A 14,359-nucleotide genomic window follows, 5' to 3' on the forward strand; every position below is an offset into this window, starting at 1 on the left:
CTTCATACCTGATCGACCTCATGGGTACCGGCAAGCGTTATGAAGGTCTCTTCAAGACCGCCTTCCGATTGGGCCGCGAGGTCCTGCGGCGTGCCATCGGCCACCACGCAGCCGCGGTCGATAATAATGGCGCGCGTACACATCGCCGGGACTTCTTCCAGCGTGTGCGTGGAAATCAGGATCGTCTTGTCAGCGGCCATCCGCGTAATCAGCGCCCGGACGGCCCGCTTCTGGATCGGGTCCAGACCGTCGGTCGGCTCATCCAGCACGAGCACATCCGGGTCATGGATCATGGCACCGGCAAGACCAACGCGGCGGCGATAGCCCTTGGACAGCGTGGCAATGCGCCGGTTCATCACTGAGCTGATCCGCGCATCCGCGACGACCCGGTCGATCGCCGAGACGCAGGTCTTGCGGTCAATATCGTGCGCACGGCACATGAAATTGAGAAATTCGCGCGGCGTCATATCAGCATAGAGCGGCACGCCTTCTGGCAGATAGCCAAGTTTGCGCTGCGCGTCGCGCCGGTCACTGATGATAGAGAAGCCTGAGATCGATACATCGCCGCGGTCCGGCTCGATCACACCGGCAACCATTCGCATTGTTGTTGATTTGCCCGCACCATTTGGCCCCAGAAACCCGAGAACCTCGCCCTGTTTCAGGGAAAAGCTCACCGATTCAACGGCCTTATGGTCCCCAAAGGATTTTGCGAGCTGCTTGAGTTCGAGCATTGATGGACCGGTCCAGATTCGCAGAGCCTCTGACTAAACCTCGAGCGCGCGGATGACCAGAGGCGGTCTGACGAAAAGCAGAGCGCAGTCCCACGTCGAGGACGCGGCCATGGCAAATCTTGACTGTTGGGGAGAGTAGACGTCGGGTGAAGGCATACAGGCGCCCCGGGGGGCTGGGGGGGCTGATGGGTCCGAGGTACCTGCTAGACACCATCACCCGACACGTTCAAAGTGGTCGTAATCGGTGACCGCCGCAAGGCAAGAATACGGCAAAAACCGGTCAAACGCATTACAAATGCGTCAGGTTTTGCCAGTCAGAAAGGAGCCGGAATTCCTCTATGGGTACTGTAACACACCTACAGCCACGACCGGAGCCCAAAGTCGCTTTTCATCGCACGGAGATGTCCAGCATCCTGAATGTCTACGGAAAGATGGTCATGGCAGGACAGGCCAAGGATTATGCGATCGGTATGTTCAGGGATCACGCCGTCTTTGCGATCTTCCGGCGGCATGCTGAAGCCCCCACCTGGCGGATCGAAAAAGTGCCAGACCTCAGAAACCGGCAAGGGGCCTATGCGGTCTATGGCAGCCAGAATCAGGTGCTGAAACGCGGCCACGATCTGGCGAATGTTCTGAAAGTCTTTGAAACGCGGAAATTCGAGCTGATCAACACGACCGCGCAAAACGACTGATCAGTTCGCCCGGCCTCGTCCGCCGCCGAAAAGGCTCTGGAAAACGCCGAGGGCGCCTTTGAACTTCATGCCGCCATCTGACACGGCATAGACAAGACAAATGCCATCATCATCTGCCACCGGCTGGTGGGTATCCTGCGAGGTCTGCAGCGAGATGTCGCCCGGCCCATAGCTTCCGGTCTCATCTGTGAAACCGCCTTCGAGGACCAGTGTCAGCTCATCGCCATGATGGGTGTGCTGGGGCACCGAGGCACCGGGTTTGATGCGATATAGATGAGAATGGGTGGTGCCCTGATTGGAAATCTCCAGACGGCTCACACCGCTGGTAAGACGACGCCAGCCGCTTTGCGCGCAGGCCTCAAGCGCCTTCTCCCGCAGAGGCTCCGGCAACCGCATCAGCTCTGTGAGGCGCTCATTGGCAAGATGGGCCGCGTGCAACTGATCTGCCGTCCCCTCGTCCAGGGCATCAATCCGCTTGAGAGCTGTCTCGAAAGCGTTCGGCGAAAGGGTTTCACGCTCTTCGGCCTCAAAAAATGCGCCTGAGATGGCTTCGGCCTGTTCGATGTCACGCCGCACATCCGCGCGCAGCGCCATCTGGGTTTGCACCAGCAACCGGAACGCGGTGCTGAGGCGCCCTGCAGCATAGGCACTGTACAGTTCTGAAATTTGCGAATGATTCCCGCTCAAATCGCGTTCGCTTTCCCGTTTGCGTAGACAGTTCAAGGTGTGAGACCGGATATTGCGCGATCTTCGAAAAGGTCAAGCCGATACAGCCATTAGGCGCATAAGAACCGGTCAGTCGCGGGAGATCGTATGCCGCAGCTTGTCGAAGGCGAGACGAATACGCGACTTAACCGTACCGAGCGGAATTCCATAAGTTTCAGAGATTTCGCTATGCGACAGACCTTCATAGAAAGCCGCTTTCAGAAGATCGAGCTGCTCGGACGGCAGCGTTTTCAGCTGTTCACGAACATGCGCCTCAATCTGGCCCTGAGAGACCATGTCATCGGGCTCATCCGGCTGCTGTGGCTGCAACATGGGCTCGTCCGGCGAGAGCTCTGGCCGGATGGTTTTTCTGAACGTATCGATATGGCGGTTACGGGCGATCCGGAACACCCAAGTGGAGACGGAAGCCTTTGAGGGATCAAACTGGCCGGCCTTCCGCCACACCGTCAGCATGACATCCTGCACCACTTCTTCAGCCTGCCCATCGCTGGCGCCGAGTTTTCTGAGATAGGCCTTCAGGCGGGGGCCATAGAATTCAAAAAGCGTCCCGAAAGATCGACGGCATGCCTCGCCTGCGATGCGCGCAACGCAGTCAGCATGCATTTGCACCTCGTCAGTACTTTTCTGCATCCTGGCTATCGCCACCCGTTTCACCACTTACGAACACACACCGAAAACTTGTGTAAAATATATACCTTACAACCTCAACAGCGCCGGTCTGTTCCGCTTCATCTGTTGTACGGTCAAATTTCGGCCTTAACTTTTGAGCAGGATGCCTGACTTACACTCAAGGCCATTCCGCCAATTTCATTCCAGCCAGACTGACGCGAACGCATGATCCGCTTGATAACCGCCTCTCTTATTGCCGCCTCCCTTTCCGCAACCGCTGCCAACGCTGCGCCAACCGCCGTCGGCAAGTTCAAGGACTGGACCGTCTTCACTGAAAAAGTGAACGGCGAGACACTCTGTTATGCCGCAACTGAAGCGACAGACAAAGCGCCAAGGTCCGCAAGCCACGGAGATGTGTGGTTCTTCGTGTCCAACTGGAAATCAGGCAAAGCCCGCAGCCAGCCAAGCCTCAAGGTTGGCTATGAGCTGCGCCCGGATCTGCCTGCGCGCGCCTCCGTCGGACGGGCCGGGTGGACCATGTACGGCGTCGGTCAGGAAGCTTTCGCCCAGAATCAGGACGATCCGCGTCTCGTCAGCGCCATCAAGGCCGGTAGCGAGCTTCGCGTTGAAGCGGTGTCAAAGCGCGACACAAAGGTTTCGTACCACTTTTCACTGGCCGGTTCATCGGCCGCTATCGACCGCGCCGCATCGGCCTGCCGATAACGCGCCTGATCCAACAAAATCTTTCATAAAGCTTGGGCTTGCCCGAACAGTTTTGTGCGCGCAGAATAAATCACCAATCTGATAGAGGGGATTTGTCATGGGGTTTGGTGAAGCCGTCGGCGCTTTTTTTGGACGTTACTTTGATTTCCAGGGCCGCTCACGCCGCGCGGAATACTGGTACACATATCTGTTTCTGATGATCGTCCTTCTTGTCGGCTATGCCGCAATATTCGCAGTTGCGGGCGACGGCGGTGGCAGTAACATCCTGATCGGGCTTATCGGCGCGGTGCTTGGGCTCTTTTACCTCGCCATCCTGATACCGGGTCTCGCAATTGCCGTTCGCCGGCTTCACGATACGGACAGATCTGGCTGGTGGCTGCTGATCACCTTCATCCCTTTTGCCAGTATCGTTCTGCTGGTATTTTTCTGCATGGCTGGCACGGTCGGCCCGAACAAATACGGACCAGACCCGAAAGGCGGCGTGCGGGACGACGTTTTCGCCTGACGCGACGCCCGCGCCCACTTGGCAATCGCTCTCGCAGCCGTCCTGATGTGACGTGTTCGGATTTCGCGCACGCCATGTTATAGGCGCGCCATGAAAGTGGAACTCGATCTCACCCGCCGCGCCGCCGAAGCGCCCGCCGCTGCCCGCAACCTTGCCGGCATGTCGCTCCCCGCGCTGAAAGCGGAGATGGAAGCGCTCGGCCTTGAGCCTAAGAAAGCTGGCATGCGCGCCAAGCAGCTGCGCCGTTGGATCCATCATTTCGGCGTTCAGGAATTTGACGGGATGACGGATATCGCGAAAGACCTTCGCGCCGATCTCGCCGCCAAATATGATCTCTCCCGTCCTGAGATTACCGAGCATCGCGTTTCAGTGGACGGAACGCAGAAATGGCTGACCCGCTTCCAGCCCGGCGTGGAAGGCGAAAGCGTCTACATTCCCGATGTTGGCAAATCCGGCGCGCTCTGTGTGTCCAGCCAGGTTGGCTGCACATTGAATTGCACCTTCTGCCATACCGGCACGCAGAAACTGGTTCGCAATCTGACCGCTCAGGAAATCGTCGCGCAGATCCTCATCGCGCGCGACGAACTGAATGAGTGGCCCTCCTCTATGGAGAACCGCAAGCTCACCAATATCGTCTTTATGGGCATGGGTGAGCCGCTCTATAATCTCGATAATGTCGCCGAAGCGATCGACACGATTTCCGATGGCGATGGGATTGCGCTCGGACGTCGACGCATCACGGTCTCCACCGCCGGCGTCGCCCCGAAAATCCCTGAACTTGGCGAGCGCACCGGCGCGATGCTGGCGATCTCGCTGCATGCCGTGCGCGATGATCTTCGCAACGAGATCGTGCCGATCAACAAAAAGTACGATCTCCAGACGCTGTTTGAAGCCATCCGCGCCTATCCGGACCTTGGCAATTCCAAGCGCGTGACCTTCGAATATGTGATGCTGAAAGGCGTCAATGACTCGCTGGCCGAAGCGCGTGATCTTGTTCGCCTGCTGCGCGGCGTGCCCGCCAAGATCAATCTGATCCCGTTCAATCCATGGCCGGGCAGCCCTTATGAGTGTTCGGACTGGGAAACGATTGAAGCATTCGCGGAAGTGGTGAACCGGGCGGGCTATGCCTCGCCGATCCGCACACCACGCGGCCGCGATATCTTTGCCGCCTGCGGACAGTTGCGGTCTGAAAGCGTAAAGAAATCAGCAGCTGAAGTGCGCCGCGAAAAACTGGCAGCAGAAGCCTGAGCAACACCGCGCTCCGCTGCAGATAGATCAAAATTGAAAGAAAATTGTCGGGCGTATTTAGCGCCGACTTGATGTGTTTGAGCGACAAGTAACGTGACCTGATTTCACGGAGACACGCTCGTGCCTTTTTCGAATGGGGGCGATACCCCGTTTCACCAACGCCCTCCAAGGGCCCCAACTTCCTCCCCGCAGGGCTCAGAAGAGCCTGCGTCGCAGTCAGCTGATGCGTCTGTGCTGGCGTTCGTTCCCGCGATCGTCGCCAACGACAATTCACCGACATCCAACGCAAACGCCCTCGATCATGCGCGCAACCGCGCCAGCGCCCAGCGGGACGCAGAGCAAGAATCTATTTCCTCAGCCAGCATGCTTGTCGATCTCAACGGGGCTCATCTCGCATTGTCAGACGTGGAGGCAGGTCTTGAGAGCCGTCTTCAGGATGAACTGGCAGAGGCTTACTCCCGGCTGACGGAGCGCTCAGACCTCAAAACCCTCATCGAATCGTCTGCGAGGGCGTCAAAAGGGTCCGAACGCAATTAGCCTGCCGGGCACTGGCGCTCTTAAAGCCATCATGAAATCGTCGGCGGGGCTCTTTTAGTCGAACCATCCAGACCTCTGATCAGATTGCGCACAAAGGTAATGTGGCTGCGCAAATGATAGACTTCCTCAGTATAAGATAGCGGCACATCGAGCGCGCCAACTTCCTGTTGCATGTCTGATAGTTCGTCCAGAATCCGGTCGCGTTCAGCCTCGTCGCTGGCCTCACGTCCCCGCGTCTCCAGTTCCCGCAGGTCCGAATACCAGACATAGATCTTCCGGCGCACCCGCCACCGGTATAGCGGCGGCGCAACGCGGACCAGCGGAATAAGCAAGGTCGCAAGCGGGATCAGAAACACCCAGGCCCGTTCAAGGAAATTTGCGATCTGGAAAGAAAAATAGTTACGCAGGAAGGATGGGCCGTTCTTCCAGTACCGCTCGGCTTCCGATGAGAGCGGCAGTTCGACCAGCGCTTGATCCGGAAACTCGCCTGCATCCGCAAATGCTGTATTGCCCGCATGCAGCTGTTCCGCCGCCTCCAGCAACAGGGACTGGATCGCCGGGTGCGTATGCTCGTTCACCGCAAGCTGGGCCACCGAAGCGATCAGCGGCACGTCCGAGGCCGGCAGATCGCCCTGCAGGTCAACCAGTCCGCGGTAGAGGGTCACCTGTGCAAGCGCCTTGGTGCGCCGGGACAAGGCCGGCGCGCGGTCAAACGGCAAGAGCCGGATGCCAGACGCCCGCAACAGCTCATTCACGTAGGGCGCATCGATCGACGCGGAAAACGCTGCCGCATCAAGGTCACCGGCCAACAAGGCCTCCGCGGCTGTCGCACCACTTTCGGTCCGGCGCGCCTCAGCGGGCCAGTCGCCGCCCCACAAGCCCTGCAATTCCATCGCGAGCGCACGTGTGCCTGAGCCTTCAGGCCCGATCGCAAGCCGCGCGCTGCGCAAGTCACCGAAATCAGCTGCTGTGACGTCGGCGCGGACGAACACCCAGAACGGCTCATGAAACAGCCCGGCAAGCGAGCGCAGAACCTCAGCATCGCCCTTCTCGGCCACGCCGCCCTGAACAAAAGCCACATCGGCTTTGCGGGTGCGCAGAAGCTCAAGATTTTCCATCGAGCCGCGCGTTGTCAGGATTTCGACATCGACGTCGCTTTCGGCCAGCTGCTCTCGATATTGCTGGGCAAGATCATAATAAGCCCCACCCGGGCTGCCAGCAGCGAAGGTGATTTTCGAGGGCGGCGCCGGATCAATAAGGGAAAGCGCGACCCAGATGCTGGCAATGGCAAGCAGCGCCAGCGGGCCGTAAACCTTGAGCACGTCTTTCATCTTCTTGTCCATGTTCTGCCCCCCTCACCCTTTTATCCACGGCAAGGCCCAGCCGTCGAGGGCAATGGCCAAAACCAGGGCCAAGAGTGCGGCATGGCGTACCAATTGCACAAACCTAACCGCATATTGAGTCGTTTTCTGACTTAAGTCAGCCTATGTTATGCTCAACCGCCAACTCTAGAACCGACGGAAACAAACATGAACATGCGTAATCTCGCTGTCTGGGGCCTCATTGCAGCACTGGTCGTCGCCATGATGATCGCCATGCAAGGCTCGTCCGCCACAGTCGGATCGGAAAAAGTGCCGATCTCCGAACTGCGTCAGATGGCGACGCAGGACCAGCTGAGCGAAGTCACCGTGACCAATGACCGGGTGACAGCTGTCACCAATAGCGGCGACACCTATTACGCAGAAAAGCTGCCGACCAATATCGAAGTTTCCACCTGGTTTGCCGATCAGGGCGTTCGCGTCACTGAAGACGCAGAATCCGGCTTCAGCTTTGGCGGGCTGTTGCTGAACCTGCTTCCACTGGTCCTTATTCTTGGTCTCTTCCTGTTCCTGATGCGTCAGATGCAGGGCGGCGGCGGTGGCCGCGGCGCGATGAGCTTCGGCAAGTCCCGCGCCCGCATGCTGACCGAGAAACATGGCCGCGTGACGTTTGATGACGTTGCAGGCGTTGATGAGGCCAAGGAAGAACTTCAGGAAGTCGTCGAGTTCCTGCGCGATCCATCCCGCTTCCAGCGCCTTGGTGGTAAAATTCCAAAGGGCGCGCTTCTCATCGGCCCTCCAGGTACAGGTAAGACGCTCATCGCCCGCGCCGTTGCCGGCGAGGCAGGTGTGCCCTTCTTCACCATTTCCGGGTCTGACTTCGTCGAAATGTTTGTCGGCGTTGGCGCAAGCCGTGTGCGCGACATGTTTGAGCAGGCCAAGCGCAACGCCCCTTGCATCATCTTCATCGACGAAATCGACGCTGTCGGCCGTTCGCGCGGCGCTGGCATTGGCGGCGGTAATGATGAGCGTGAGCAGACCCTCAACCAGCTTCTGGTCGAGATGGATGGTTTTGAAGCCAATGAAGGCATCATCATCGTCGCCGCGACCAACCGGCCGGACGTGCTCGACCCTGCGCTGCTGCGTCCGGGCCGTTTTGACCGCCAGGTCACTGTCGGCAATCCGGACATCATTGGCCGCGAGAAAATCCTCAAGGTCCACATGCGCAATGTGCCCCTGTCCAAGGACGTCAATCCAAAGATCATCGCACGCGGCACGCCGGGCTTTTCCGGGGCTGACCTTGCCAACCTCGTAAACGAGGCAGCGCTGCTCGCCGCCCGCCGCGGCAAGCGCGTTGTCGCCATGTCCGAGTTTGAGGACGCGAAAGACAAGGTCCTGATGGGCCCTGAAAAGCGCTCCATGGTCATGTCCGACAAGGAAAAGCGCCTCACCGCCTATCACGAAGCCGGTCACGCCATTGTCGGCATCAAGATGCCTGCAACGGACCCGGTCCACAAAGCCACGATCATTCCGCGCGGCCGCGCCCTCGGTATGGTCATGCAGCTGCCAGAGGACGACAAGCTGTCCCAGACGCGTCAGGAAATGACGTCCCGTCTGGCCGTCCTGATGGGCGGACGCGTGGCAGAGGAACTCGCCTTTGGCGAAGAGAATGTGACCTCCGGCGCCTCGTCAGACATTCAGCATGCCACCCGCATTGCGCGGGCCATGGTGACGAGCTTCGGCCTCTCCGACATTATCGGCCCGGTCGACTATTCGGATAATTCCGATCCGTATTCGCGCCCGAACCATGTTTCGGAAGAAACCTCGAAGAAGATCGAGGAAGAAGTCCGCAAGCTGGTCCAGCACGGTATGGATGAAGCCCGCCGCATCATGACCGATTACAAGGATGACTGGGTCACGATCGCTGAAGGCCTTCTGGAATACGAAACGCTCAGCGGCGAGGAGATCACCAATCTTCTCAACGGCCAGCCACCTGTCCGCCCGGATGAGCCTGATGAACCACAAGGCCCGGCATCTGCCGTCCCTGTGACCGGCAAGCGCCGCAAGGACAAGGGCGATGAAACCGGCGGTGCGCCAGAGCCAGCCTAGGGCTCACCGCACAATTTGAATTGCCATGGGGCGCATCCTGTCTAGGGTGCGCCCCATGTACATCCGATCAAGTCTCCTGCTCGCTCTGGCGCTGTCGGCCTGCACGGTCACCGAGCCGGAAAACGAAAGCGCCGACGCGTTTCTCCAGTCCGTCAGCGAGTATTGCGGCGAAGCCTATTCCGGCACCATTGTCAGCACGGACGCCGCCGACGATGCGTGGCGCGCCGTCCCGATCGTCGCTGACTTCGCGGTTTGCAATGAAGATGAGCTGCGCATTCCCCTGCATGTCGGGGCAGACCGTTCGCGCACCTGGATTGTCACGCGCAATGCCGATAACAGCCTGCACCTCAGTCATCAGCACAATCACGAGGATGGCTCGCCTGACGCTTTGACCATGTATGGTGGCAGCGCGGCCCCGGACTCGACAGCCGAACGCCAGATCTTCCCGGCTGGAGACGACACAAAGAAACTGTTCGATGAGGAGGGCATTCCGGTCTCAAAGGACAATGTCTGGACCTTGACGGTCAGCCCGGAAACCAACCTCTTTGCCTACGAACTCAGCCGCCCGAACCGTCATTTCCGCATTGAATTTGACCTCTCAGCCCCGGTCGAGCGGCCACCGCCATCCTGGTAAGGGCGCGGTCTCAGCCATCGCCGCTTTCCTCAGCACCGCTGACCAAGTAATCCCTTCTGCATGACGCAGGAAAAAGACTCTGGCCCTCAAGGCCGCGTGCTGGTTGTCGCCGGATCGGATTCCGGTGGCGGCGCGGGCATTCAGGCCGACATCAAATCCATCATGGCGATGGGCGGCTATGCCATGACCGCCATTACCGCGATCACCGTGCAGGATACGCGCGGCGTGCATGACGTTCACGCCATCCCGCTTGAAACGGTTCGCGGCCAGATGACCGTCTGCCTCAAGGATATTGGCGCAGATGCAGTGAAAACCGGCATGCTCGCCACGGCGGAGCTGGTCGAAATCGTCGCCGAGACCCTCGAAGATCTCGCCCCTACAGCCCCCACCATCATCGACCCTGTGATGGTCGCGAGTTCCGGCGACAGACTGGTGAATGAGCGGGCCGTCCAGTCCCTGCAATCGCTGCTCATTCCCGGCGCCGGACTGCTGACGCCGAACGCGCCAGAGGCTGAGATTCTCACCGGCAAGTCTGTCGACGGCATCAATGGCCAAAGGCGGGCGGCGGAACTGCTTTTGAAGCGCGGCGCAAAAGGCGTGTTGATCAAGGGCGGGCACATTCCAGGGCGCATCGTCATGGATGTCCTGCAAACCGAGCATGGTGAGTGGATTTTCGAGAGCGAACGGATCGACACAAGCTCAACCCACGGCACAGGCTGCTCGCTGGCCAGCGCCATCGCGGCAGGCATTGCGCAAGGCGCCGCGATTGAAGACGCCGTTGAGGCCGCACGTGACTACCTCATCGGCGCGATCCGAAACGCCAAGGGTTACGGCCATGGTCACGGCCCCGTGCACCATGGCTGGCAGCTCGATCGGGACGAGGAAAGATGAACGCGCCGGTTGAGCTTGAAGAGGTCCGGGCGCGCTATGATGCCTGGCTCGCCTCAAGACAGCATCCCGGCCCAGGTATCATGGAAGGGATCAGGGATGCCCATCACATTCGCCTTGATGCAGACGGTCTGAAAGCGCGCGGCTGGAACGATCTGCCAATCGACTGGATACCGGAAGCCGGCGCCATTGAAGCGGGCGGCTATGGCGAGACCCGCGCCATCTATGACACGCCGATCTTCAACCCGCCCGGTCAGACCCCTCGCACGCTTCATCTGGGCCTTGATATCTTTGCGGCGGCCGGAACGCCCGTGCGCTGCCCGCTCGATGGAGAGGTGCACAGCTTTCAGGTCAATAATAGCGCCAAGGATTACGGCCCGACAATCATCCTCGAGCACCGCCCGGCACCAGACCTCACCTTCTACACCCTCTATGGCCACCTGAGCGAAAACAGCCTCGCAGGCCTTGCCGCCGGCCAAACGATCAAGGCGGGCGAGACGCTCGGCAGGCTCGGCGACAATGACGTAAATGGCGGCTGGGCGCCGCATCTTCATTTCCAGATCATGCTCGACATCATGGACAAGTCCGGCGACTTTCCCGGCGTCTGCGTGATTGACGAAAAAGAGACATGGCTGACGCTTTGCCCTGATCCGTGCCCTCTGGCGGGCCTGCCCCGCATAACCCGCCAAGCGCCTGACTAAACCATCGCTTAGAAAGTCTGGTTTGTCCCGGCCCGCCGGCGGTCGTATGTACACGGCTCCCTGATCCAAGGAGCCACTGTCATGACCGCCCTGCCCTTCTTCCAGATCGATGCCTTCGCTTCGAAACCATTTGAAGGCAATCAGGCCTGCGTCATGCCAATGGACGCGTTTCTGCCGGATGCGACGCTGCTGAAGATCGCAGCCGAGAATAATGTCGCCGAAACCGCCTTCATTGTGCCCGCAGGCGACGGCGTCTGGAAGCTGCGCTGGTTCACGCCCGCGCTGGAAGTCCCGCTTTGCGGACATGCGACGCTGGCATCGGCCCATGTCCTCTTCTCGCATCAGGGTTTTTCGGGCGAGGAGATCGCTTTCGATACCGTCAAATCCGGGCGCCTGACCGTGAAACGGATGCCCGATGGGCGCTATGAAATGGACTTCCCGGCCCCTGAGCTGCACCGGATGGATGTGACAGAAGATGTCGCCACAGCGCTCGGCGCATGGCCGCTCGAAGCCTGGGGCGGCCCCTTCTACGCCGCCGTCTTTGGTGACCCTGAGGACATCATCGGCATGCAGGCCGACATCGACCAGATCGCACGTCTCGGCGTGATGAAGGATGTCGACCGCGGCAATCTCGGCGTGCTCGCCCCCGGCGGCGACGGCGTCGATGTGACCAGCCGCTTCTTCGCCCCGGCCAGCGGCATCCCCGAGGACCCGGCCACCGGCAGCTGGCACTGCATGGTTGCCGCCATCATGTGCGCGCGTCTCAAAAAACCGCTCGATTGCTACCAGGCCTATCCCGGCCGCGGCGCAAAGATCGGCGTCGAACTGGTCGGCGACCGGGTGAAACTACGGGGGCAGGCCGTGACAGTGATTGAAGGCAAGTTTTCGCTTTAGGCGAGCGGGATTTTGCCCTGCCAGCTTCATCCGAAGCACATGGCGGCCTCGTCCTTCGACTTCGCTCAGGATGAGGCCTTTTTGATAGCTCAGCAATTAAGCGCTCATCCTGAGCGAAGTCGAAGGACGAGCGCTTCTGGCAAAACACCGGCAGGCCGCACCCACCTAAAACGGCCGATCCCCATCGACCGTCACCCGGCGCATATGCCGGCGATGGCCCTGATAGTCATTCAGCGCAAAGTGCCAGGTTGAGCGATTGTCCCAGAACGCCACCGACCCGGCTTCCCAGCGAAAGCGGCAGGTAAACTCCTCGCGCTGGCAATGCTCGAACAGATAGTTCAGCAAAGGGCGGCTTTCCTTGCGCGTCCAGCCTTTGAACCGCATGGTGAAAGCCGGGTTCACATAAAGCGCCTTGCGGCCCGTCTCGGGATGGGTCCGCACCACGGGGTGCTCAAACTCCGGCGCATCAGGCGCTGCGCTTGTCTCCATGGATTGCCGGCCGAGCGCTGATTGGCCCTTCGGCCCATACTCGCCTTTGGCGGAATGGATGGCCGTCAGCCCTGAAAGCGTTTCCTTCAAGCCATCCGACAGCGTCTCATACGCCATATGCTGGTTCGCCCACAGCGTATCACCGCCATAGGGCGGCACCTCGATGGCATGAAGGATGGAGCCGAGCGCCGGTTCTTCGAGGAAGGACATGTCGGTGTGCCAGCCGCCGCCAAAATTGGTCTTTTCCTCCGGCTCCTTGATGATCTCCATGATCTCAGGATGGTCCGCCATCCCTTTCACATAAGGGTGGACGTTCAACGTCCCGAAGCGGCGACCAAACGCCTTGTGGTGTTCAGGCGTCAGATCATGCTGGCCGCGAAAGAAGATAACATGATGATCAAGGAAGGCCTGGTGGACCTTGTTGAACGCCTCATTCGAGAGCTCATCGGCGAGGCTGACGCCCGCGATCTCCGCGCCAAGCGCGCCTGAAATGGGCTTGATCTCGATCTGCGTTGCCATTTCTGTCCTCCGGGGCTGATCTTCGCGTCAGCACTTGCAGCCAAGCCTACTCCAAAGGCGCAGGCGCGCAAAGCTCACCCAGCGTCAGCTTTTCGGCGCACCCGCCTCTGTGAGAACCAGACCCCGGACAGGATCAGGATGAAGGCAAAGAGCGCGTTCCAGCTTTGGGTTTCCCGGAACAGGAAATAGCCGAGCACAGCGGTCATCACCGGGATGACATAGCCCGTCAGCGCAATGAACGTCGCGCTGGTGCGGGCGACAAGATACATCAGGATGATCCCGGCAAGCCCTGTCGAAATCGCCCCAAGGCCCAACACAGCCGACACACTGGCCGTAGTGAACGTGACCTCGGACCAGTCGGTCAAAGCCAGCATCGGCAGCGAGGCAATTGAGGCGACCGTCAGAAACCCGACCGGTAGGACGGTCGCGCCCATGCGCGGGGCTTGCCGCGCGATGATGCTGTTCACGGCATAACAAAACGCCCCACCCACCACGAGCAGCTGGGCAATAAAATTGGCATTGCCGAGGCCCTTTAAGGCGTCCGGTCCGAGCAGCACGGCCACGCCTGCAAATCCAACCAGCAGCCCAAGCGCCTTGAAGCCGGTGAGCTTTTCGTCATGGAATTTGAGATGGGCCAGACCGGCCGTAAACAACGGCGCCGCCGAGATGAGGAGGGCGGCCAGCGACGAGTCGATCGTCTTCTGGCCAACCGTGATGAGATAGAAAGGCGCCGCCGTGCCAATCGTGCCGAGCCCCAATATGGCGAGCCAGGCTGACCTGTTAGAAAAGGGCGGCAGGCGCTCGCCGCGCACCAGCATGACAATCCAGAGGATAATTGCGCCTGAGATCAACCGGCCCGGAATAATCACGCTGGCGGGTAAATCGCCCACCGCCACCTTTGTCATCACGAACGCGCTGGCCCAGCAGGCAGACAGCAGGAGGAACAGGCCCCAGTCAGCGGGTGATCGCGAAGTTGTCATGCCTGTTTGGTGTTCCTGGGAAAGGGCTGGAGGTAGCGATTTGCACTCCTGCGCG

General features: G+C 59.8%; 16 protein-coding genes. 10 read left to right on the forward strand and 6 right to left on the reverse strand.

The window, feature by feature from the left end:
- Positions 1-2: 2 nt before the first annotated feature.
- Positions 3-731: an ABC transporter ATP-binding protein gene (locus B8783_RS13180; RefSeq protein ID WP_084420566.1), complete on the reverse strand. Its 729-nt coding sequence runs from the start codon at positions 729-731 to the stop codon at positions 3-5.
- 338 nt (positions 732-1,069) lie between these two features.
- On the opposite strand from B8783_RS13180, the gene B8783_RS13185 reads away from it, so the two are divergent.
- Complete coding sequence (locus B8783_RS13185) at positions 1,070-1,423, forward strand: DUF2794 domain-containing protein (RefSeq protein ID WP_084420567.1); 354 nt, start codon at positions 1,070-1,072, stop codon at positions 1,421-1,423.
- Here the strand turns inward: B8783_RS13185 and B8783_RS13190 are convergent, their stop codons facing one another.
- Positions 1,424-2,110, reverse strand: coding sequence for a ChrR family anti-sigma-E factor (locus tag B8783_RS13190; RefSeq protein ID WP_169711795.1), 687 nt, complete (start codon positions 2,108-2,110; stop codon positions 1,424-1,426).
- Between the two features lie 108 nt (positions 2,111-2,218).
- Positions 2,219-2,779 carry a sigma-70 family RNA polymerase sigma factor gene (locus tag B8783_RS13195; protein WP_233355787.1) on the reverse strand — a complete coding sequence of 187 codons (561 nt, stop codon included), beginning with the start codon at positions 2,777-2,779 and terminating at the stop codon, positions 2,219-2,221.
- A 204-nt stretch (positions 2,780-2,983) separates the two neighbouring features.
- Between B8783_RS13195 and B8783_RS13200 the strand changes: the two genes are divergently transcribed.
- The 4 genes from B8783_RS13200 to B8783_RS13215 all read left to right on the forward strand — a co-directional run bounded on the left by B8783_RS13200 (position 2,984) and on the right by B8783_RS13215 (position 5,771).
- Entirely contained in the window at positions 2,984-3,481 is a 498-nt protein-coding gene (locus B8783_RS13200; protein ID WP_084420569.1) for an invasion associated locus B family protein, read from the forward strand.
- Positions 3,482-3,578: 97 nt separating this feature from the next.
- Positions 3,579-3,986 (forward strand): DUF805 domain-containing protein, encoded by a 408-nt coding sequence (locus tag B8783_RS13205; protein WP_084420570.1) that lies wholly within the window; start codon positions 3,579-3,581, stop codon positions 3,984-3,986.
- A 90-nt stretch (positions 3,987-4,076) separates the two neighbouring features.
- Positions 4,077-5,234 carry a 23S rRNA (adenine(2503)-C(2))-methyltransferase RlmN gene (gene rlmN, locus B8783_RS13210; protein ID WP_084420571.1) on the forward strand — a complete coding sequence of 386 codons (1,158 nt, stop codon included), beginning with the start codon at positions 4,077-4,079 and terminating at the stop codon, positions 5,232-5,234.
- 120 nt (positions 5,235-5,354) lie between these two features.
- Positions 5,355-5,771 carry a hypothetical protein gene (locus tag B8783_RS13215; RefSeq protein ID WP_233355788.1) on the forward strand — a complete coding sequence of 139 codons (417 nt, stop codon included), beginning with the start codon at positions 5,355-5,357 and terminating at the stop codon, positions 5,769-5,771.
- Between the two features lie 29 nt (positions 5,772-5,800).
- On the opposite strand, the gene B8783_RS13220 is transcribed toward B8783_RS13215, so the two are convergent.
- Entirely contained in the window at positions 5,801-7,114 is a 1,314-nt protein-coding gene (locus B8783_RS13220) for a TAXI family TRAP transporter solute-binding subunit (RefSeq protein ID WP_084420573.1), read from the reverse strand.
- Positions 7,115-7,300: 186 nt separating this feature from the next.
- On the opposite strand from B8783_RS13220, the gene ftsH reads away from it, so the two are divergent.
- The 5 genes from ftsH (at position 7,301) to B8783_RS13245 (ending at position 12,316) form a co-directional block, all read left to right on the forward strand.
- Positions 7,301-9,199, forward strand: a complete 1,899-nt coding sequence (gene ftsH, locus B8783_RS13225) for an ATP-dependent zinc metalloprotease FtsH (protein WP_084420574.1) — start codon at positions 7,301-7,303, stop codon at positions 9,197-9,199.
- 55 nt (positions 9,200-9,254) lie between these two features.
- The gene (locus B8783_RS13230) at positions 9,255-9,833 is read left to right on the forward strand and encodes a hypothetical protein (RefSeq protein WP_084420575.1); all 579 of its coding nucleotides are present in this window, start codon (positions 9,255-9,257) and stop codon (positions 9,831-9,833) included.
- Between the two features lie 60 nt (positions 9,834-9,893).
- Positions 9,894-10,724 carry a bifunctional hydroxymethylpyrimidine kinase/phosphomethylpyrimidine kinase gene (thiD, locus tag B8783_RS13235; RefSeq protein ID WP_084420576.1) on the forward strand — a complete coding sequence of 277 codons (831 nt, stop codon included), beginning with the start codon at positions 9,894-9,896 and terminating at the stop codon, positions 10,722-10,724.
- A complete protein-coding gene (locus B8783_RS13240; RefSeq protein ID WP_084420577.1) occupies positions 10,721-11,422 on the forward strand; it encodes a peptidoglycan DD-metalloendopeptidase family protein in 702 nt (233 codons plus the stop codon). Before thiD ends, B8783_RS13240 begins: the two co-directional genes overlap by 4 nt.
- A gap of 81 nt (positions 11,423-11,503) precedes the next feature.
- Positions 11,504-12,316, forward strand: a complete 813-nt coding sequence (locus B8783_RS13245; RefSeq protein ID WP_084420578.1) for a PhzF family phenazine biosynthesis protein — start codon at positions 11,504-11,506, stop codon at positions 12,314-12,316.
- Between the two features lie 165 nt (positions 12,317-12,481).
- Here the strand turns inward: B8783_RS13245 and B8783_RS13250 are convergent, their stop codons facing one another.
- On the reverse strand, positions 12,482-13,324 hold the full coding sequence (locus tag B8783_RS13250; protein WP_084420579.1) for a TauD/TfdA dioxygenase family protein: 843 nt from the start codon (positions 13,322-13,324) through the stop codon (positions 12,482-12,484).
- A 74-nt stretch (positions 13,325-13,398) separates the two neighbouring features.
- A complete protein-coding gene (locus tag B8783_RS13255) occupies positions 13,399-14,304 on the reverse strand; it encodes a DMT family transporter (protein ID WP_084420580.1) in 906 nt (301 codons plus the stop codon).
- Positions 14,305-14,359: the final 55 nt, after the last annotated feature.

Source organism: Henriciella litoralis (assembly GCF_002088935.1).
Classification (GTDB): Bacteria; Pseudomonadota; Alphaproteobacteria; order Caulobacterales; family Hyphomonadaceae; genus Henriciella; species Henriciella litoralis.